At 67.0% G+C, this 17,984-nt stretch carries 15 protein-coding genes; 8 read left to right on the forward strand and 7 right to left on the reverse strand.

Annotated elements, in window-relative coordinates; genetic code table 11:
- Positions 1 to 10: 10 nt before the first annotated feature.
- Positions 11 to 862 (reverse strand): hypothetical protein, encoded by an 852-nt coding sequence (locus DA69_RS08180; RefSeq protein ID WP_025978229.1) that lies wholly within the window; start codon positions 860 to 862, stop codon positions 11 to 13.
- 207 nt (positions 863 to 1,069) lie between these two features.
- Between DA69_RS08180 and DA69_RS08185 the strand changes: the two genes are divergently transcribed.
- The 5 genes from DA69_RS08185 (at position 1,070) to DA69_RS08205 (ending at position 7,131) form a co-directional block, all read left to right on the forward strand.
- Positions 1,070 to 1,600 carry a hypothetical protein gene (locus DA69_RS08185; protein WP_145915909.1) on the forward strand — a complete coding sequence of 177 codons (531 nt, stop codon included), beginning with the start codon at positions 1,070 to 1,072 and terminating at the stop codon, positions 1,598 to 1,600.
- Between the two features lie 155 nt (positions 1,601 to 1,755).
- Complete coding sequence (locus tag DA69_RS08190; RefSeq protein ID WP_025978227.1) at positions 1,756 to 2,526, forward strand: spore coat protein U domain-containing protein; 771 nt, start codon at positions 1,756 to 1,758, stop codon at positions 2,524 to 2,526.
- 197 nt (positions 2,527 to 2,723) lie between these two features.
- Positions 2,724 to 3,554, forward strand: a complete 831-nt coding sequence (locus DA69_RS08195; protein ID WP_025978226.1) for a hypothetical protein — start codon at positions 2,724 to 2,726, stop codon at positions 3,552 to 3,554.
- Entirely contained in the window at positions 3,551 to 6,178 is a 2,628-nt protein-coding gene (locus DA69_RS08200) for a fimbria/pilus outer membrane usher protein (RefSeq protein ID WP_025978225.1), read from the forward strand. The genes DA69_RS08195 and DA69_RS08200 overlap by 4 nt, the downstream gene beginning before the upstream one ends.
- A gap of 2 nt (positions 6,179 to 6,180) precedes the next feature.
- Positions 6,181 to 7,131, forward strand: a complete 951-nt coding sequence (locus tag DA69_RS08205) for a hypothetical protein (RefSeq protein WP_145915910.1) — start codon at positions 6,181 to 6,183, stop codon at positions 7,129 to 7,131.
- Here DA69_RS08205 and DA69_RS08210 read toward each other — a convergent pair.
- Positions 7,128 to 9,329: a malate synthase G gene (locus tag DA69_RS08210; RefSeq protein WP_025978223.1), complete on the reverse strand. Its 2,202-nt coding sequence runs from the start codon at positions 9,327 to 9,329 to the stop codon at positions 7,128 to 7,130. The two genes, DA69_RS08205 and DA69_RS08210, sit on opposite strands and share 4 nt — an antisense overlap.
- Before the next feature lie 102 nt (positions 9,330 to 9,431).
- On the opposite strand from DA69_RS08210, the gene DA69_RS08215 reads away from it, so the two are divergent.
- Positions 9,432 to 10,322, forward strand: a complete 891-nt coding sequence (locus DA69_RS08215; protein WP_025978222.1) for a LysR family transcriptional regulator — start codon at positions 9,432 to 9,434, stop codon at positions 10,320 to 10,322.
- On the opposite strand, the gene DA69_RS08220 is transcribed toward DA69_RS08215, so the two are convergent.
- Positions 10,323 to 12,788: a prolyl oligopeptidase family serine peptidase gene (locus DA69_RS08220; protein ID WP_029972666.1), complete on the reverse strand. Its 2,466-nt coding sequence runs from the start codon at positions 12,786 to 12,788 to the stop codon at positions 10,323 to 10,325.
- A 166-nt stretch (positions 12,789 to 12,954) separates the two neighbouring features.
- Between DA69_RS08220 and DA69_RS08225 the strand changes: the two genes are divergently transcribed.
- Complete coding sequence (locus tag DA69_RS08225) at positions 12,955 to 13,656, forward strand: CoA transferase subunit A (protein WP_025978220.1); 702 nt, start codon at positions 12,955 to 12,957, stop codon at positions 13,654 to 13,656.
- Between the two features lie 2 nt (positions 13,657 to 13,658).
- The gene (locus tag DA69_RS08230) at positions 13,659 to 14,309 is read left to right on the forward strand and encodes a 3-oxoacid CoA-transferase subunit B (protein ID WP_025978219.1); all 651 of its coding nucleotides are present in this window, start codon (positions 13,659 to 13,661) and stop codon (positions 14,307 to 14,309) included.
- 175 nt (positions 14,310 to 14,484) lie between these two features.
- On the opposite strand, the gene DA69_RS08235 is transcribed toward DA69_RS08230, so the two are convergent.
- The 4 genes from DA69_RS08235 to DA69_RS08250 are packed head-to-tail and all read right to left on the reverse strand — an operon-like array spanning position 14,485 to position 17,974.
- Positions 14,485 to 15,114 carry an ABC-type transport auxiliary lipoprotein family protein gene (locus DA69_RS08235; RefSeq protein WP_025978218.1) on the reverse strand — a complete coding sequence of 210 codons (630 nt, stop codon included), beginning with the start codon at positions 15,112 to 15,114 and terminating at the stop codon, positions 14,485 to 14,487.
- Positions 15,111 to 16,049: an MlaD family protein gene (locus tag DA69_RS08240; protein ID WP_025978217.1), complete on the reverse strand. Its 939-nt coding sequence runs from the start codon at positions 16,047 to 16,049 to the stop codon at positions 15,111 to 15,113. The genes DA69_RS08235 and DA69_RS08240 overlap by 4 nt, the downstream gene beginning before the upstream one ends.
- A gap of 15 nt (positions 16,050 to 16,064) precedes the next feature.
- Positions 16,065 to 16,859: an ABC transporter ATP-binding protein gene (locus DA69_RS08245; RefSeq protein ID WP_025978216.1), complete on the reverse strand. Its 795-nt coding sequence runs from the start codon at positions 16,857 to 16,859 to the stop codon at positions 16,065 to 16,067.
- Positions 16,856 to 17,974, reverse strand: coding sequence for an ABC transporter permease (locus DA69_RS08250; protein ID WP_025978215.1), 1,119 nt, complete (start codon positions 17,972 to 17,974; stop codon positions 16,856 to 16,858). Before DA69_RS08250 ends, DA69_RS08245 begins: the two co-directional genes overlap by 4 nt.
- Between the last annotated feature and the right edge of the window lie 10 nt (positions 17,975 to 17,984).

Consider the following 17,984-nt stretch of genomic DNA (forward strand, 5'->3'; position numbering starts at 1 on the left):
CGATCAGGGATCAGGCGACGGGACAGGACGGCGGCGGATCGCGCACGATGCGCACCACCTCGTCCGAACGCTCCGGGCCCGAGCGCATCGCCGTGGTGCGTCTGACCTCAGACACCCAGCCGTCCATGACATAGAGGATGGCGCGCGCATCGCGATCTATCCTGGTTGCCGCGTCGGAGACTCCCGATGTTTCGGCGACGAACGAGCGCGTTAGCAAGAGATTGCACCCGTCGGCGGAGCGGGACGCGGATTGTGCGCCTGACCTCGACACCTCGCCTGTACTCTGAGGGAACTGTTCGAAACGACCTTCCAACAATGGCTGCCGCGGCTGCATTTCCGCCAGCAAGGCGACGTCGCTCAACAGCAGCGACAGTAGGTCCGAGCGGTCAAGCCCAGCCGCCAAGGCGTCTCGTTCCCTCTGCGCCAGTCCCAGCTCGCTAAGCCTCGCGAGGTAGGCCGCTCGGACGGTTGGCCAGTCCGCGAAAGCCAGAGGGCGGCCAGACATGTCCGCAGTGATGACCACGTCCACGCCCACCCAGCCTTGAAGCAGCCGCTCCAGACCGGAATCGCGACTGTCGGTCAAGGAAGCTTCCAGCAGCCGGAACCGGAGGGTCAACCGTTCGGACGAGGCCGCCAGGGTCTCCAGTTCAAACCTCTGGCGGTTGACCTGACGGGCCTCGCTGCCTCCTGCATAGGACGTAAGTTCGGTCTCGCTGACGAACACGCGCCGATCGCCCACAGCGTCAGGCTGACGCTGCACCTCGAGGGTCGGCGGCGGGGTATCGGCAAGCGCGACTACGGGCGGCGGCGTCTGCGGCGCCGCGAAGTACAGGACGGAAAGCGCCGTCAAAAGGATCTTCATGCGGCCTTTCTCACTCGGCTCGGACGTGAGGCTACGGCGCCTCAATTCGCGCTTGCGGCGAATTGCATCGATTAATCATGAAATTAACTATCTTTTCTTTCGGCGCGTACCCCATATTGGGGACGATTAACAAAACCCTAACGTGCTCCTTAGCCCTCAGATGAGGGAGCGGCGACATTCGCCGGGGAGCCGATGCGAACAGCCTGTTTGCTTGCAGCCGCGATGCTGGTCACAGCGGGAACGGCGGCCAAGGCTGATGACGCCGGGCGCAAGGCGCTGGTGCTCGAAGCCGTCGGCCGTATTTCCCCCAAATGCGACATCGGCGCCTTGGGCGGCGTCGATCTCGGCGATCTGCGACGCAGCGGCTTGGCCGTCGAGACGCGCTTCGGCCTGAGCTGCAACGTCCCCTTCGACATCAATCTGCGCTCCGCCAACGGCGGGTTGGCGCATGAGACCCTGCCGCGGGGCCAAGGGCCGTACAGCGGTCTGGCGGCCTATCGCCTGGCGATCAACGTGCCCCTGGAAAGCGGGCATCCGGGCCGAGGCGGCCTAGGCGGCGCAGCGACCGGCGACTTCACCAGCCGGCAGTTGATGGCCGGTCAGGTGATCTCGAGCCGCGGCGGCGTCGCCTTCGACGGCGGCCGCCTGAACATAGAGATGATGGAGCCCGAAGGCGCCGGCCTGCTGGCCGGGCGCTACTGGGAAACCGTGGAGATCAGCCTCGTGCCGAGGCTGTAAGGACCGGCGATGGTCGTGAAGCACAACGAGCGTCGAGCGGACGCCTGGCGCCCCAGCGGGCTGCTGAGCGGACTGTGCGAAAGCTCGGCGCGTGCAGCGCGGCCAAAGCGGGTGTGACTCGCGCAATCCTGCGCACTTCTTGGAGGAAGACTGAAATGAAAGCCTATCAACTGATCGCCGGCGTCGCTGCGCTGGCCCTGTCCGCTACCGCCGCTTCGGCCGGCAGCTTCAGCCAGAGCGCGTACAACATCGGGCCGTTCATCGGCGGCGCCACCAGCAGCCAAAACTTCGTTGCTGGCCAATTGGCTGCCGGTGTTGGCAAATCGGCCAACCTTCTCAGCGGCGGCGACGAAATCGCCTCGTGGATCTCGGCCTCGGGCAGCGTCGCCAACAACATCGGCACCGCCGGCAACGCCCAAGCCAGCTTCACCCTGAAGGGCGAAGTCTCGCAGGACTGCTCCTTCTACTCGGGTGCCATCAACACCGTCCTGAACTTCGGCCAGATCGGCATCAACACGCTGGACAACGGCGGCGTTGACGACGCCTTCGACATGGTCAGCCCGGCCAACGCCTCGATCGAGACCAACACCGCAGGCTGCAACACCCGCAACGAAGTGCGCATCACCAAGACCAACGGCGCCATCGGCATGAAGTCGAACTACGCCGGCGCTTTCGACGGCGCGCAGTTCCAAGCCAACCTGCCTTACAAGGTTGACGCCAGCTGGACCGGCGTTCCCGCCGGCGCCGGTTCGGCGACCGCCTCGACGCAAACGCTGAGCGTCGGCGCCAACCAAGCGGGCGACGTGAAGGTCCAGGGCGCCTGGAAGTCGCACTTCAACGTCAACATCAACGTGCCGGTGCCGACCAAGTCGCTGGTCTCGGGCGTCTATCAGGACACCCTGACGATCGAACTGGCCGCCATCTAAAAACGGCTGAGTAAGACGCGAAGAAGCCCGCCCGGCCCTGTCGGGCGGGCTTCGACCGTCATTAGCCAAGTATTGGCGTATCAGTGGCACGAATTCTGCATGACATCGGTACACGAGTCAGCAGGCCACGGGGGAGGATCATTATGGGATCAGGGCTGAAAGAGCGGGCGGCGCCTCGCCCTCATCGACACAAGAAGATGTCCCGCCTTGGGCTGCTCCTGGTCGCCACCCTGTTCCTGGGAATTACCGCCACCGCCGTCGAAGCGATGCGGGTATCGCCCATGGTCGCGGAAATCTCATCGCGCGGCGCGGGATCCTCGGCCCGGATCGAAGTGCAGAACCTCGCAGCCAAGGCTCTGCCTTATGAGACGCGGATCACGCGCATCTCCTTTGACGCGGACGGAAAGCTGGTGGAAACCCCGGCGGACGAAGACTTCCTGGTCTTCCCGCCTCAGGGCGTCGTGCCGGTTCGCGGACGCCAGGTGATCCGGGTCCAGTGGGTCGGCGACCCCGACATCGACGTGTCGCGCGCCTATTACGTCGGCATTCGCCAGCTTCCGGTCGAACTGGAGGAAGGCGCCAATGGCGACCTCGCCGCCCAGGTCCAGGTCGTCTACCACATGAAGTCGCTGGTCACAGTCGCGCCCCCCGGGGCTACGGCAGACGTCTCGGTCGTCAGCGCCCGGGCGATCGAAATCGACGCCGCCCCGGCCGCCCCCGTCATCGACGAGAGCGTTGGCGGCACGGGCGAGGCCGTCGCCCATCCGGATGCAGCCAAGGTTCCTGGCGTCGAGGTCCGTGTGCGCAACGCCGGACGCCGCTACGCCCTGATGAGCGGCGCCACCTGGTGGGTCGAGGGCCTTGGTCCCGACGGCGCGCGCACCGAAATCCGTCTCGACGCCTCCACGGTCAACGAAGCTGTGGGCGCCGGCTATCTGGAACCCCTGAAAGGCGATCGTACCTTCTACCTTCCTACCAACGTCGCCTTCTCGCCTGATGCGCCGATCAAGGTGCGTTTCAGCCAATGAAGCCGCGCCTCGTCCCCACGGCGATCCTGGCGTCGGTGCTGGCGTCAAACGGCGGGGCGCCCGCCGTCGCGGCGCCGTTCAACGAGGACGCGCCGATCATCACCGCGCCGCCTCGGTTCGAGGAACCGCCCCAGGCGCAAAGCCCAGAAGCGCAAAGCCCGCCTTCTGCCGCCGCCCAAACCAGCGACCAGCCGGCGGTCGTCGTGCGCCCGGACATCAACCCCTACAACCGCGACATCACCCTGACGGCGCCGCTGACGTTCAATCGGCGGCCGCTGGGCGAAGTCCCGGTGACGCTGACCCGCGACGACCGCTTCATTGTCGAAACAGCCGCCTTCCTGGAGCTGATCACGCCGCTGCTTACCGACGATGCGGCCGCTGCGCTGGCGTCCCGTCTGGCCGGTCAGCAGGGCTTCGAAGGCGAGGAGTTGGCCGAACAAGGGGTATCCCTCGAGTATGATCCGACGGCCCTGTCGCTGCTGGTGGTCCGCATCGCCCCCAACCTGCGGCGGCTCGAGGTGTTGTTCGAGCGCGGGGATCGCGAAGCGGAAGGTTTGGCCCCCCTGCCCTTCTCCGCCTTTCTAAACGCGGCGGCGTCCTGGAGCTATCGCCATGCGACCGGCGACGCCCCCGCGCCGAACGTCTATTTGAACGGCGCCAGCCGCTGGCGCGGGCTGGTGCTGGAGGCGGAGGTTCAAGGCCGCGAGACGCTGGGATCGGGCGACTATGAATGGCTACGACGGTACGCTCGTTTCGTCTTTGACCAGCCGCAGGACTATCGACGCTGGACCCTCGGTGATCTCAACCCCGAGTTCCGGGGTCTGCAAGGGTATGCCGACGTGGGCGGCGTGGGGGTGACGCGCCAGCGGCGCCGCTTCGATCCCTATCGCCCCAACGTCTTCCGTCAGGACAGGCAACTTTTGCTGCAGAGCGAGTCGACGGTACGTATCCTGCGCAACGGCGCCCTGGTGCGCGAACTGCGCCTGGACCCCGGCCAGTACGACCTGTCGAACCTGCCGGTGCAGACGGGGAGCAACGATCTCGAAGTCGTCGTAGTCGACGGATCGGGGGCTTCGCAGTCCTATCGCTATAGCGCCTATATAGACTCTATCGACCTGGATCCTGGCGAGTATGAGTACGGCGGCTATTTCGGCGTGGCCGGGCGGCCCAGCTTCGGACAGCCCGATTATTCCAACGGCGACCTCGCCTTCACGGGCTACTGGCGCAAGGCCTTCATCGACCGGCCGGCGCTGGGCTTGGGCCTGCAGGCTAGCGAGCGGGTCCAAATGGGCAACGCCCAGACCCAGTTCATCCTGCGCAACGGGTCACGCCTCAACCTCCAGGCCGGCGTTAGCAATAGCGAGACCGCCGGCAGCGGCTACGCCGTAGTCGCGGCCTACGACTTCTATGTCGACCGCCCCACCACCTCGGATTTCTTTACAGTCCAGTTCGAACACGTGTCTGAGGGGTTTGCGACCCTGTCGGACCCCGACGCCTCCAACCCCGTAGCCTGGCAGGTCTATGGCCAGTATTCCCGCGTCTTTTCCGATCGCCTCTACGGCAGCTTGGGCCTAGCCTACAACAAGTCGCGTGACGACGCCGGGCTGGGCGATTCATTCCGCTCGGACCTCACAGCCAACTACGCCATCAACCGTCAGTGGAGCGCACAGGCGGGGTTGAACTACCTCAAGTATGAGGACACGCCCGGCGGCCGCCGCGATCGCGACGGCTGGGGCTTCACCTTGGCTCTGACCTGGCGTCCTTCAAGCGATGTGCGCGCCGACGCGCGTTACGATTCCAACCTGAACAGCGCTTCGGCCTCCTTCTACAAGATCCCTGAGAACCTGGCCGGATCGTTCGGCTATTCCGCCATCGCCACCTATGACGACGGCCCCGCCAGCTTGCTGGGCGGCGTCGACTATGTCGGCAATCGCTTTAACGCCTCGGTTTCGCATGCTGGCTACGGTCAGGACTTCGGCTCGATCGGCGATCAGCAGGTCACGACGGCCAGCGTCTCGACGGCTATCGCTTTCGCTGGCGGCAAAGCCGCCATTGGCCGCCGCGTCGCCGACAGTTTCGCTATCCTGTACGGCCACCCCAGTCTGCAAGGTCGGCCCGTCATCGCGGGCGAAGTCCTGCGCGATGGCCGGTACTCGGCGGCCAGCGGCCCGCTCGGCCCCGTGTTGTATCCTTACCTGGGATCGTACGTGAACGACTCCGTCTACTATGACGTCATCGACGTGCCCGCCGGCTATGACATCGGCGAGGGCGTGCGAAGGGTGAGGCCGGCCTATCGCAGTGGATATGCGTTCGAGATCGGGTCGGACGCCTTTGTCAGCGCGGTGGGCTCCGTCACCGGACGCGGCGCCGCCGGCCCTGCACCGCTGTCGCTGATCGGTGGGCGCGTCATCGCCCTGGACGAGCCGGACGCTGCACCGCAGCCCTTCTTCACCAATAGCGTCGGCCGGTTCGCCGTCCAAGGATTGAAGCCGGGCGGGCGATATCGCGTTGAACTGTTCACGGATCCCAGGGGCGGTTTCGACTTCACCGTCCCGGCCGACAATGACGGCCTCTACAATCTGCGTGTCGTCCACGTCGACATCGCTGCGCCCGAGGGAGATTAAGCATGAGCGTTCTTCAAAAACGTGCGGCGTCAGCTTTAGCCGGCTTGGCGCTGGTCGCGACGCTGGGGGCGACCGGAGCCGCCTCGGCACAGCCGTCCCGGCCCTCGTCAGGTTGCCTGTTGCGGATCGAGCCGCAGTTGGCCCGGTGGGAAATCCGAGGCTATGACCCCTATGGAGGCGACGCCGCTTTCGCCACCTTCGATATAGCGTGGACGAATGAGGGCGAGGCGGCCTGTGACGGCGAGGTGGAGGTCAACACCCAGGGCCTGCCCTTCGGCTTGCGGCCCGCCACCGGGCCGAGCGGTCGCTGGACCACTTTGCCCTACAGCCTTACGGACGAATATTCGGCGGCGAACCTGACCCCAGTGGCGGGGCGATCTCAGGCCCGCCCAGGCGGCGTGTCTCTGGCGCTTCAACCCGGCGCTCGCCTCATGCGTCGCTATCGCTTCGAAGTCGACGTCGATCAGCTGAGCCAGGACGGCCTTTTCGAGCAGACGGTGCAGTTCGCCTTCCGCTCCACGGACAACCGGATAACCGTCGACAAACTGGTGGTGCTTGCGCTCAACGTCCAGCCGTCGGCGGTCATGGGGCTGCGTGGCGCCTTCATCCGCACGGACGGCGGCGGACGGATCGAGCTGGGCGAGCTGACCGAGGGCGGGACCAACCTGCCGTTGCAGGTGTGGGTCAAGAGCACCGGCGGCTATCGCGTCGCCGTGTCGTCGCGCAACAAGGGGCGTCTCGTGCTGGCGGAGGACTCGTCATGGTGGGTGCCTTATCGCCTAAGTCTGAACAGCCGCCCTATCAACTTGGGCATCGGCGGCCACGTGGAGAGTCGCAAAGGCACAGGCATGAACGAAGACGCCTATGACCTACAACTTCAGGTAGGCGAGACAGCCAGGCGCCGGGCTGGCCTCTATTCCGACCTAATCGAACTGACCGTTGCACCAATCTAAGGTCTGAACTGGGGACAGCCCTCCTCTCTCGCCTTGGCCTTGCGCCGCCAGTGGGTCAGCAGGTGCTCGGTATATCCGTTCGGCTGCTCCCTGCCCTTGAACACCAGGTCGCAGGCCGCCTGCCAGGCGGGGCCGTCATATCCGGGCGCCAGCGGGCGATAGGCTGGATCGCCTGCGTTCTGGCGATCCACCACCACGGCCATGCGCTTCAGCGCCTCCATGACCTCGTCCTCGGTCGTGACGCCGTGGCGCAACCAGTTGGCCAGATGCTGGCTGGAGATGCGCAGCGTCGCCCGGTCCTCCATCAGGCCCACGTCGTGGATGTCCGGCACCTTGGAGCAGCCGACGCCCTGATCGATCCAGCGCACGACATAGCCGAGGATCCCTTGCGCGTTGTTGTCCAGTTCCAGCCGGATTTCATCCGCGCCCGGCGTTCCGGTCGCGAACGGCGGGGTCAGCAAAGGCGTCAGATCGGTCGGCGCGCGCGTGGCGATCTCGGCCTGGCGCGCCCAGACGTCGACCTCGTGATAGTGCAGGGCGTGAAGGGTCGCCGCCGTCGGCGACGGAACCCAGGCGGTCGAGGCGCCCGCGCGCGGATGGCCAGCCTTGGTCGCCAGCATATCGCCCATGCGGTCCGGCGCGGCCCACATCCCCTTGCCGATCTGGGCCCGGCCCGACAAGCCCGCCTTCAGGCCGATGTCGACGTTGCGGTCCTCATAGGCCTTGATCCAGCCGGTCTCGCGCACCGCCTCCTTGCGGACGACGGGGCCGCCTTCCATCACCGAATGGATCTCGTCGCCGGTGCGATCCAGGAAGCCGGTGTTGATGAAGACCACCCTGCCCTTCGCCGCCGCGATGCAGTTCATCAGGTTGACGCTGGTGCGGCGCTCCTCGTCCATGATGCCCATCTTCAGCGTCAGGGCGGGCAGGCCCAGCATGGCCTCGACCGCGCCGAACAGCTCGTCGGCCAAGGCGACCTCGTCCGAACCGTGCATCTTGGGCCGCACGACATAGACCGAGCCCGCCGAACTGTTGCGCGCCTCGGCCGGACGGCGCAGGTCGTGCAGGCCGATCAGACCGGTCATGGCGATGTCCAGCACATGCTCGGGCGTCTCGCGCCCATGGGCGTCCAGCACGGCGTCGGTCGTCAGGTGCAGGCCGACGTTGCGCACCAGCATCAGGCTACGCCCCTTCAGCGCCCGCGTCGAACCGTCCGGCGCCGTATAGAGGCGGTCGGGGTTCAGGCGCCGCTCGACCGTGCGGCCGTCTTTCTCGAAATCGGCCTGAAGATCGCCGCGCATCAGGCCCAGCCAGTTGGCGTAGACCAGCCGCTTGTCCGCCGCGTCGACGGCGGCGACGCTGTCCTCGGCGTCAGCGATGGCCGACAAGGCCGCCTCGACCACGACATCGGCGACGCCCGCCGGGTCGTCGCGGCCGATGCGGTGCGCGCGGTCGATGACGATCTCTAGATGCAGGCCGTTGTGGCGCAGCAGAACGCCCGACGGCGCCGCCGCCTCCCCCGCATGACCGGCGAAGACGGCCGGATCGGCCAGCCCTGTTTCACGCCCGCCTGACAGGGCGACAACCAACCGCCCGTCCTCGACGCGATAGCCGACCGCCTCGGCATGACCGCCCTCAGCGAGCGGCGCCGCCTGATCCAGGAAGGCGCGGGCCCGGGCGATCACGCGGGCGCCGCGTTCGACGTCATAGCCGCCCGGCTTCGGCGCCTCGCCCAGCGCATCGGTGCCGTAAAGCGCGTCATACAGGCTGCCCCAACGCGCATTGGCGGCGTTCAGCAGATAGCGGGCGTTGGTCAGGGGCACGACCAGTTGCGGCCCGGCCAGGGTCGCGATCTCGGGGTCGACGTCGGCGGTCTCGGCCTGCACGCCCCCGCGTTCGGGCTCGATGTAGCCGATCTCGCGCAGGTAGGCCTGATAGGCCGCCTGATCCGGGCGGCCCGGATAGACGCGGTGCCAGTCGTCCAGCTTGCGCTGCAGTTCGTCGCGATGCTCCAGCAGCTCGCGGTTGCGACGCCCGAAGCGGGCCAGCAGCCCCTCAACCCCTGCCCAGAAGGCGTCGGCGCTCACGCCGGACCCCGGCGCCGCCTGCTCACGCACGAAGGCGTCCAGTTCGACCGCGACCTTCAGGCCGCCGTGACGGACATAGGCGTCGGCGGGGGTGTTGGGGGCATCGAACATGGCGGTCTCCTTCAGGCTGAAGACTAGGCCTGAATGGCCGCCGCTATCCACGGCGCAGAATGAGGCCTATCTTTGCTAAATATGCAACGATAAAAGCCCATCATGCTGGCCGAGTATGAAATCTTCGTCCGCGCCCTGGAGGAGGGCAGCCTGTCCGCCGCCGCGCGCAGGCTGGACCTCTCGCCCGCCGTGGCCTCGCGCAGGCTGGCGCGGCTGGAGGACCGGCTGGGGGTGCGGCTGATCGAGCGCACCTCGCGCCGCCTGGCCCCGACCGAGGCGGGACGGCTGGTCTATGACCGCGCGGCGCAACTGCTGGAGGGGGTCCAGGACCTGGAGGCCGTGGTGTCGCGCCGCACCACCCAGGCGCGCGGCCTGCTGCGGGTCTCGGCGCCGACCTCGTTCGGGCGGCGACGGCTGGCGCCCCTGCTCCAGCCGTTTCTGGCGGCGCAGCCCCGCCTGACGCTGGAGCTGAACCTGACCGACGCCTTTGTGGACCTGATGGCCGAGGACGTGGACGTGGCGGTGCGGATCGGGAGCTATGAGGCGGCTGATCCGCTGATGCACCGACTGGCGCCGAACCGGCGGGTGCTGTGCGCCTCGCCCGCCTATCTGGCCGAGCACGGCGCGCCGCAGACGTTGGACGACCTGCGCCGCCACGCCCAGCTGGCGGCCGAGAACCAGTCGACCTGGCGGCTGGAGGGTCCCGAAGGTCCTGTCGTCTTCCGCGCCCGCAGCCGGGTGCGGACCAACTCAAGCGAAGTGGCCCGAGAGTTGGCGCTGGCGGGCCTCGGCGTCGCCCTGCGCTCGACCTGGGATGTCGGCGACGAACTGCGCGACGGGCGGCTGAAGGTGGTGCTGCCGCAATATGCCGGCTCGTCCGACGTGGCGATCTTCGCTCTGACGGCAGGGCGGGCGCGGGCCGAAACCCGCGTCCGCGCCTTTATCGACTTCCTGACCGGCCTCTACGGAGAGACGCCGGAGTGGGACCGCTGACTATTCCTGAGACGAAGTAGTCGTCGGCTTCATCCAGCGGTCCAGCCAGGCGCCCATCTCATACAGGGTGTGGCCGACAGACTCCCGCGCGCGATAGCCGTGGTCCTCTTTGGGCAGAACCACATATCGAGCCGTGGCGCCATTGCCCTTCAGCGCGGCGTAGAAGCGTTCCGTCTGGATCGGGAAGGTGCCGGAGTTGGCGTCCGCCTCGCCGTGGATCAGCAGGATCGGCTCGTTGATCTTGTTGGCGTAGGTGAAGGGCGACATGGCGTTGTAGGTGTCGGTCGCCTCCCAATAGGACCGCTGCTCGGCCTGGAAGCCGAACGGCGTCAGGGTGCGGTTATAGGCGCCCGAACGCGCGATGCCGGTCTTGAACAGGTCGGTGTGCGCCAGCAGGTTGGCGGTCATGAATGCGCCGTAGGAGTGGCCGCCGACGGCGATCCGGTCGCGATCCGCCACGCCCAGCGCGACCACGGCGTCGACCGCCGCCTTGGCGCTGGCCGACAGCTGTTCGATGTAGGTGTCGTTCGGCTCGGCCCCGTCGCGGCCGATGATCGGCATCGTCGGGTTGTCCAGGATGGCGTAGCCCTGCGTCAGCAGGAACAGATGGCTGGAGCCGCCCGGCCGCACGAAGCGATTGTCGGTGTCGACGACCTGACCGGCCACAGCGGCGTCGGTGAACTCGGCCGGATAGGCCCACATCAGCAGCGGCAGCGGGCCGTCGCGGCCCTTGTCGTAGCCGGCGGGCAGATAAAGCGTCCCCGACAGCTCCACCCCATCGTCGCGGGTATAGGTGATCAGTTCGCGGCTGACCCCGGCCAGTTGCGGCGCCGGGTCCGGGAAAGCGGTCAGGGCCGTCACGCCGCCGTCCAGATCCCGCACGCGCAGGTTGGCCGGGTCGGTGCGGCTTTCGCGATAGGTGACCAGCTTGCGGCCGTTCTCGTCCAGCACGCCGACGACGGTCTCGTACTCGCCCTGGGCCGAGCGCCACAGACGCTCGGAGGCGCCGGTCTTCAGGTCCATCAGATCGAGGAAGGGATATTGCCCCTCGCGCGTCGCGCCCCCGCCCTCGACGAAGACCTTGGAGCCGTCGGCGTTGAAGCGCATGACCGAGCGGCCGCGCGCGTTCGGCTCGGTCATCACCGAGCCCGGATCATTATAGCGGTCCTGATAGTTGCGATCGACCAGGATGCGGCCCGCGCCAGGGTTGGACGGATCGACCAGGGTGCGCGTCTCGTGGCGGGTGTTGAACCAGCGGCTGTTGACGATGGCCACGTCGTCACGGCCCCATGTGGTTCCGGCGTAGCGCTCCTTCAGGTCAAGCAGCACTTGCGGACGGTCGTTGAACGGCGCGCGCAGCATGAAGACGCGGTCGCGCACCTCGGCGGCGTTGCGCGGATCGCCGCCGTCCTGAGCCTCGGCCCAGACCAGGGTGGCGTCGGCGTCCGCCCGCCACTGGACCGAACGCGGCCCCGGCGCCACGGCGTCGAACGGCGTCGGCACATTGTCCCGCAGCGGCAGGTCGGCGACGCGGTGCGCCTCGCGCCCATTGAGGTCAGTCACGATGATGTCCGACGGGAACAGGCTGGCCGGCACCACATAGGAATAGGGCTTCTTCACCCGCGTCTGCAGGATGTAGCGGCCGTCCGGCGAGGTCGACAGGCCCAGCACGACGCCGGGCTGTCCCACAGTGCGGGCGCGGCCGTTCAGCGACACCACGGTCGGCTGGCTGGTGAAGTAATAGTCGAACAGGGCCTCGTCGCCTGCATTGGACAGCAGGTCCTGATAGGTGCGCACCGGCGCGGCGCGGCCGCCGGTCTCAGTGATGATCGGACCCTCGGGCGGATGATCCACGTTGGGGGCCACGCCGCGCCCGGCCGGAACGGCCAGGACCAGCAGGCCAGAGGAATCCGGCAGCCAGGAGAAGCCCGAACCCGAAGCGGCGTTGACCATCGGCCCGTTCAGCTTGCGCGCCTTGGCCTGGGCGACATCGGCGACCCACAGCTCCAGGCCGTTGGGGACGTTGACCAGGAAGGCGACGGTCTTGCCGTCCGGCGCCCAGCTGGTGTTCGTCAGGCGCGCATTGGCCGGCAGGCCCGACACGGGCCGCGCGGCGCCGCCGTCGATCGATTGGAAGCTAAGCCCGGTCAGCCAGGAGACGCGGCTGTTAGCCGGGCCGTTGTTGCGCGGGTTGATGCGATAGCCCGCCAGCCGCAGCATCGGCTCAGACAATTCAGCGATGCTGGGCAGATTAGAACGGTCGGTCAGCAGCAGGGTCTTGCGATCCGGGCTGACGCTGACGCCCGGATTCGGCTTGGCGTCCAGAATCTGGGCGATCGGCGCCGGCGGTTGCTGATAGGTGGGCGCCGCATCCTGGGCGATCGCCGCGACCGGCAGCATCAGGGCCGGCACGGCCACAGCCAGAACCAGGGCGGGCAAGGCGGCCCCCATCAGTCGATTGCGCATAAAGTTTCCCCACTGAGTTCAGTCTTGTGCGGCCGTAGGTGTGTCGCCCCAAGGTCGCGGGGTCAACCGCCCGGCGTTTCGACGCATGGCGCTTGCCCCCCTTCGCCGCCCGCTTTAAGGACGAAGGAGACGGCGATATTCATCAGATGGTGAAAAAGGGAGTCCGATGGGCAAGATTTACGCTGACGTGAAGTCCGCGCTGGAGGGGCTGACATTCGACGGCATGACCGTCATGTCGGGCGGCTTCGGCCTGTGCGGCATTCCCGAGAACCTGATCGCGGGTCTGCGCGACACAGGCGTCAAGGGCCTGACCGTCATCTCGAACAATGCGGGCGTGGACGGCTTCGGTCTGGGCCAGCTGCTGGAGACGCGCCAGATCGCGAAGATGATCTCGTCCTACGTCGGCGAGAACAAGGAGTTCGAGCGCCAGTATCTGGCCGGCGAGCTGCAACTGGAGTTCAACCCGCAGGGCACCCTGGCCGAGCGCATCCGCGCGGGCGGCGCAGGCATCCCCGCCTTCTTCACCGCCACCGGCGTCGGCACCCTGGTGGCCGAAGGCAAGGAAGAGCGCGAGTTCAACGGCCGCCGCTACATCATGGAAACCGGCCTGGTCGCCGACCTGGCCATCGTCAAGGCGTGGAAGGCCGATGAACGCGGCAACCTCGTCTTCCGCAAGACGGCCCGCAACTTCAACCCGATGATGGCGGCGGCCGGCAAGGTCACCGTCGTCGAGGTCGAGGAGATCGTCCCCGTGGGCTCGCTGGACCCCGACCACATCCACACGCCGGGCGTCTATGTCGACCGCCTGATCCAGACCGTGTCCGAAAAGCGCATCGAACAGCGCACTGTCCGTCAGAAGGGAGCGTAACCATGGCCCGCACTCGCGAACAACTGGCTGAACGCGCCGCCAAGGAGCTGCAGGACGGCTTCTATGTGAACCTGGGCATCGGCATCCCGACGCTGGTGGCCAACTACATCCCGCAGGGCATGACCGTCACGCTGCAGAGCGAGAACGGCATGCTGGGCATGGGCCCCTTCCCCTATGAGGGCGAAGAAGACCCCGATCTGATCAACGCCGGCAAGCAGACGATCACCGAGATCCCCGAGAGCAGCTATTTCAGCTCCGCGGACAGCTTCGCCATGATCCGCGGCGGCCACATCAATCTGTCGATCCTGGGCGCCATGGAAGTGGCCCAGAACGGCGACATCGCCAACTGGATGATCCCCGGCAAGCTGGTGAAGGGCATGGGCGGCGCCATGGATCTGGTCGCGGGCGTCAAGCGCGTGGTCGTGGTCATGGAGCACGCCAACAAGCACGGCCAGTCCAAGGTGCTGAAGGCCTGCACCCTGCCGCTGACCGGCACGGGCGTGGTCAGCCGCATCATCACCGATCTGGCGGTGTTCGACGTCAAGCCGGACGGTTCGGGGCTGGAGCTGATCGAACTGGCCGACGGCGTCACTCTGGACGAGGTCGCGGCCAAGACCGAGGCCGAATACACGGTGGCGCCGGGCGTGGGCTGAGCCCACTTCCCGTCTGTTCCTCCCTTCTCCCCTCGAGGGAGAAGGTGGGCGCCGGAGGCGCTCGGATGAGGGGGCTGTGTCCACGTGTAGGACGGCTGACATCAAGGGCGAAGCCGACCTACCCCTCATCCGTCTCGCTCCGCGAGCCACCTTCTCCCCCAAGGGGAGAAGGATTCTATTGTGTCGCCTGGCTGGCCTGCTGGTCGGTCCAGACGACGATCTGGCGGCTGGCCTCGGCCGTGGCGCGGTCGAAGGCGGCGACGATGGCCGACTGGCGGTTCTCGCCGGCGTTCTCGCTGACCGAGATGCGGTCTTCGGCCACGATGGAGCGGTCGCCCGGCCGAACCAGACGCAGCAGCACGACGATATTCGCATCCGGCACGGCGCCCGGCGCGGCGTAGGTCGCCTCGAACCGGCGGACGTCCACGCTCAGCAACAAGCCGTCGCGCGTCAGCGGACCGGCGCTCAGAACCGTGCAGGTCGCCCCGTCCAGAAAGGCGTTGCGCAGGGCTTCTTCGAACAGGGTCTCGGCCGGAGACACCCAGCGTGCGCCCTGGATATAGGCCGCCTCGGCCCCTGTGACGGCCAGCACGCGGTCGCCACGCGCGGCCTCAGGGAAATCGACGCGGCGCATGGCGACATGAACGTCAGGACAGGCCGAGGTCGCTCCCGTCCCGGCGAAGGCCGAGGCGCCGCCAAAGCGGTACAACTGCACCGGATCAGGCGACGACAGCAGGGCGCACCCGGACAGCGCGCCAGCCAGGGCGACCGACGCCGCCGCAATCATCAGAGTGGAACGGATCACGGCTGCACCTCGATTTCCTTGGACGGCGCCTTGGCGATGAAGTCGCGCGGGCTTTCACGCACATTGTCGATCAGCGACTGAAGCGAACGCGTCGCCTGATCCAACTGGCGGATGGTGTCGTTCAGTTGCGGCACCGTCTGCGTGCCGAAGTCGCCCAGCGGCCCTTCCAGTCCGGTCGCCGAGCGGTTGATGGAGGCGATGGCGGCCTGCGCCTCCTGCGTCGCCTTGTTGATATTGGCGATCGCCTGCCTGCCGTCGGTGTCGATCATCTGACGCGCGCTGACGCCCAGGGCCTGATATTCGCCGACAGCGGCGTTGGCCTTGGTGATCGTCTCTTCAAGCTGCTGGAACATGCCTTTGCGGGCTTCGAGTTCGGCCGTCAGGGCCTCGACGTTCTTCACGCTGGTCGAGAAACTGCGGATGTTGTCGTCGGACATGACCCGGTTGATGCGGTTCAGGGCGTCCACCGTCTGAGCCAGCACCGTGCCCGAGCCGCTCAGCAGTTCGGCGATGGGGCTGGGCTGGCTCTGGATCACCGGCACGACATTGTCGGGGTATTGATCTTTCAGCAAGGCGCTCTCGGGCGTGCCGGCCGTGATCTGAATGTAGTTCAGGCCCGTGATGCCCTGCGGCTCCAACTGGGCGCGAGAGGTCACGCGCACCGGGGTCGTGCCGTTCAGGCGGACGCGGGCGATGACCTGATCGCCCTTCTTGGGGTCAAGGTTGAGGTTGGTCACCTCGCCGACGCGAATGCCGTTGAAGTGGACTTCCCCGCCCTCCGACAGTCCGCGCACGGGTCCGTAGAAGACGATGTCATAGACATCGTAGTCTTTGTTGAACTGCAGCCGCGCCAGCCAGATCGTGAAAACCGCCAGCGCCACCAGAAGGGCGACGGTGGCGATGCCGACGGCGGCGTAATGAGCGTCTCTTTCCATCGTTTCGCGTCCTCCTCAGGCCGCGGTCTTGTGGGCGGCGCGTCCGCGCGGCCCCAGGAAGTATTCCTTGATCCAGGGGTGGTCCGAGCGTTCCAGCTCAGCGACCGGCGCCTTGGCCACCACATGTTTATCGGCCAGCACCGCCACCTGGTCGCAGATGGCGTAGAGGCTATCGAGGTCATGGGTGATCATGAAGACGGTCAGCCCCAGGTCGTCCGACAGCTGACGGATCAGCTCGTCGAACGCCGCCGCCCCGATGGGGTCCAGCCCCGCCGTCGGCTCGTCCAGAAAAACCAGTTCGGGGTCCAGCGCCAGGGCGCGGGCCAGGCCGACCCGCTTGCGCATCCCCCCCGACAGTTCAGCCGGCTTCAGATAAAGCGCTTCGGGCTTGAGCCCCACCATGGCGACCTTCATCTCGGCCAGTTCACGGATCGTGTTCTTCGGCAGATGGGTATGTTCGACCAGCGGCGAGGCGACATTGTCCAACACCGAGAGAGAGGAGAACAGCGCCCCCTGCTGAAACAGCACGCCGGTGCGGCGCTCGACGGCGGCGGCCTCTTCCTTGGTCATGGCGCTGCGGTCCTCGCCGAACAGGCGCACTTCGCCGCCTTCAGGCTCTTTCAGGCCGATGATGGAGTTGAGCAGCACCGTCTTGCCGGTGCCCGACCCGCCGACGACGCCCAGCACTTCGCCACGCATCACGTCCAGGTCCAGGTCCTGGTGGATGACCCGCTCGCCGAACTGGCTGAGCAGGCCCCGCACCTGGATGACGGCCTCGCGGTCGTCCGGTTTGCGCGTCTCGCCCGTCATATTTTCAGCTCGATGAAGATCAGGGCGAAGACGGCGTCCAGCAGGATGATGGCGAAGATGGCCTGCACCACGGCCGCCGTGACCCGGCGCCCCAGGCTTTCGACGTCGCCCGCCACCGACATGCCCTGGCGACAGCCGATCGCCGCGACGACAAGGGCGAAGACGGGCGCCTTGATCAGGCCCACCATCATGTGGGTCGGCATATAGCCGTCCTCGACCAGCCGCTGGAAGAAGAAGACCGGGCCCAGATTCAGCTGGCTCCACGACACCAGCACCCCGCCCAGCAGTCCGCCCACCATCGCCAGGAAGGTCAGCAGCGGCAGCATCACCAGCAGGGCCGCCAGACGCGGAATGACCAGGGCCTGGAAGGGATCAACCCCCATGACCCGCATGGCGTCCACCTCCTGCGTCATGCGCATGGAGCCGATTTCGGCGGCGAAGGACGAGGCCGAGCGTCCCGCCAGCAGCACCGCCGTGATCACCACGGCGAACTCGCGGAAAACGGCGACGCCGATCAACTGCACCGAGAAGACCCCCGCGCCGAACTGGGTCAGCAGGTCCACGCCGATGAAGGCCACGACTGCGCCGATGAAGAAGTTGGTCACCACCACGATGGGAATGGCGTCCAAGCCCGTGCGCTCGGCCTGGCTGAACCAGGCGGCCCAACGGATCTTGCCGGGATGCTTCAGCGTCGTGACCATGGCGGCCATCAGCCGGCCCAGGAACGCAAGCGACAACATCGCCTCGGCGCCGAAATCGTAGACGCCCCGCCCGACCTTGGCGAAGCCGCGCGTCATTGGCGCCGCCCGGCGGGGCGGTTCGGTCGTCATACAGTCCAGCCGGGCCACCATGCGGTACAGCCGACCCGCTTCGGGCCGCGCAGACCAGGCGGATTCGGGAATGGGTCTGCTCATGGCCTGAGCCACCGCCAGAGCGCCCGCGGTATCGAAACGGCCGAGGTCGTCCAGGTCCAGAACCGTGACCGGCCGACCGTCAAGCTCGGCTATCAGCCGGTCGCCGAGACGGCCGACGGACACGGTCGACCAGTCCCCGGCCAGGCGCAAGCGCGTCTGGCCGTCCTGCTGATCCTCAATCTGGAAATCCGCCCGCTTCATGAATTCGACA

Source organism: Brevundimonas naejangsanensis (genome assembly GCF_000635915.2).
Lineage (GTDB): Bacteria > Pseudomonadota > Alphaproteobacteria > Caulobacterales > Caulobacteraceae > Brevundimonas > Brevundimonas sanguinis.

Bases quoted from the DNA above. Each gene is read 5' to 3' on its own strand.
- DA69_RS08215 (WP_025978222.1), top strand. From the start codon at position 9,432: ATGCTGGCCGAGTATGAAATCTTCGTCCGCGCCCTGGAGGAGGGCAGC.
- DA69_RS08225 (WP_025978220.1), top strand. From the start codon at position 12,955: ATGGGCAAGATTTACGCTGACGTGAAGTCCGCGCTGGAGGGGCTGACA.
- DA69_RS08190 (WP_025978227.1), top strand. From the start codon at position 1,756: ATGAAAGCCTATCAACTGATCGCCGGCGTCGCTGCGCTGGCCCTGTCC.
- DA69_RS08245 (WP_025978216.1), bottom strand. From the start codon at position 16,859: ATGACGGGCGAGACGCGCAAACCGGACGACCGCGAGGCCGTCATCCAG.
- DA69_RS08200 (WP_025978225.1), top strand. From the start codon at position 3,551: ATGAAGCCGCGCCTCGTCCCCACGGCGATCCTGGCGTCGGTGCTGGCG.
- DA69_RS08230 (WP_025978219.1), top strand. From the start codon at position 13,659: ATGGCCCGCACTCGCGAACAACTGGCTGAACGCGCCGCCAAGGAGCTG.
- DA69_RS08220 (WP_029972666.1), bottom strand. From the start codon at position 12,788: ATGCGCAATCGACTGATGGGGGCCGCCTTGCCCGCCCTGGTTCTGGCT.
- DA69_RS08205 (WP_145915910.1), top strand. From the start codon at position 6,181: ATGAGCGTTCTTCAAAAACGTGCGGCGTCAGCTTTAGCCGGCTTGGCG.
- DA69_RS08240 (WP_025978217.1), bottom strand. From the start codon at position 16,049: ATGGAAAGAGACGCTCATTACGCCGCCGTCGGCATCGCCACCGTCGCC.
- DA69_RS08180 (WP_025978229.1), bottom strand. From the start codon at position 862: ATGAAGATCCTTTTGACGGCGCTTTCCGTCCTGTACTTCGCGGCGCCG.
- DA69_RS08210 (WP_025978223.1), bottom strand. From the start codon at position 9,329: ATGTTCGATGCCCCCAACACCCCCGCCGACGCCTATGTCCGTCACGGC.
- DA69_RS08250 (WP_025978215.1), bottom strand. From the start codon at position 17,974: ATGAAGCGGGCGGATTTCCAGATTGAGGATCAGCAGGACGGCCAGACG.
- DA69_RS08195 (WP_025978226.1), top strand. From the start codon at position 2,724: ATGTCCCGCCTTGGGCTGCTCCTGGTCGCCACCCTGTTCCTGGGAATT.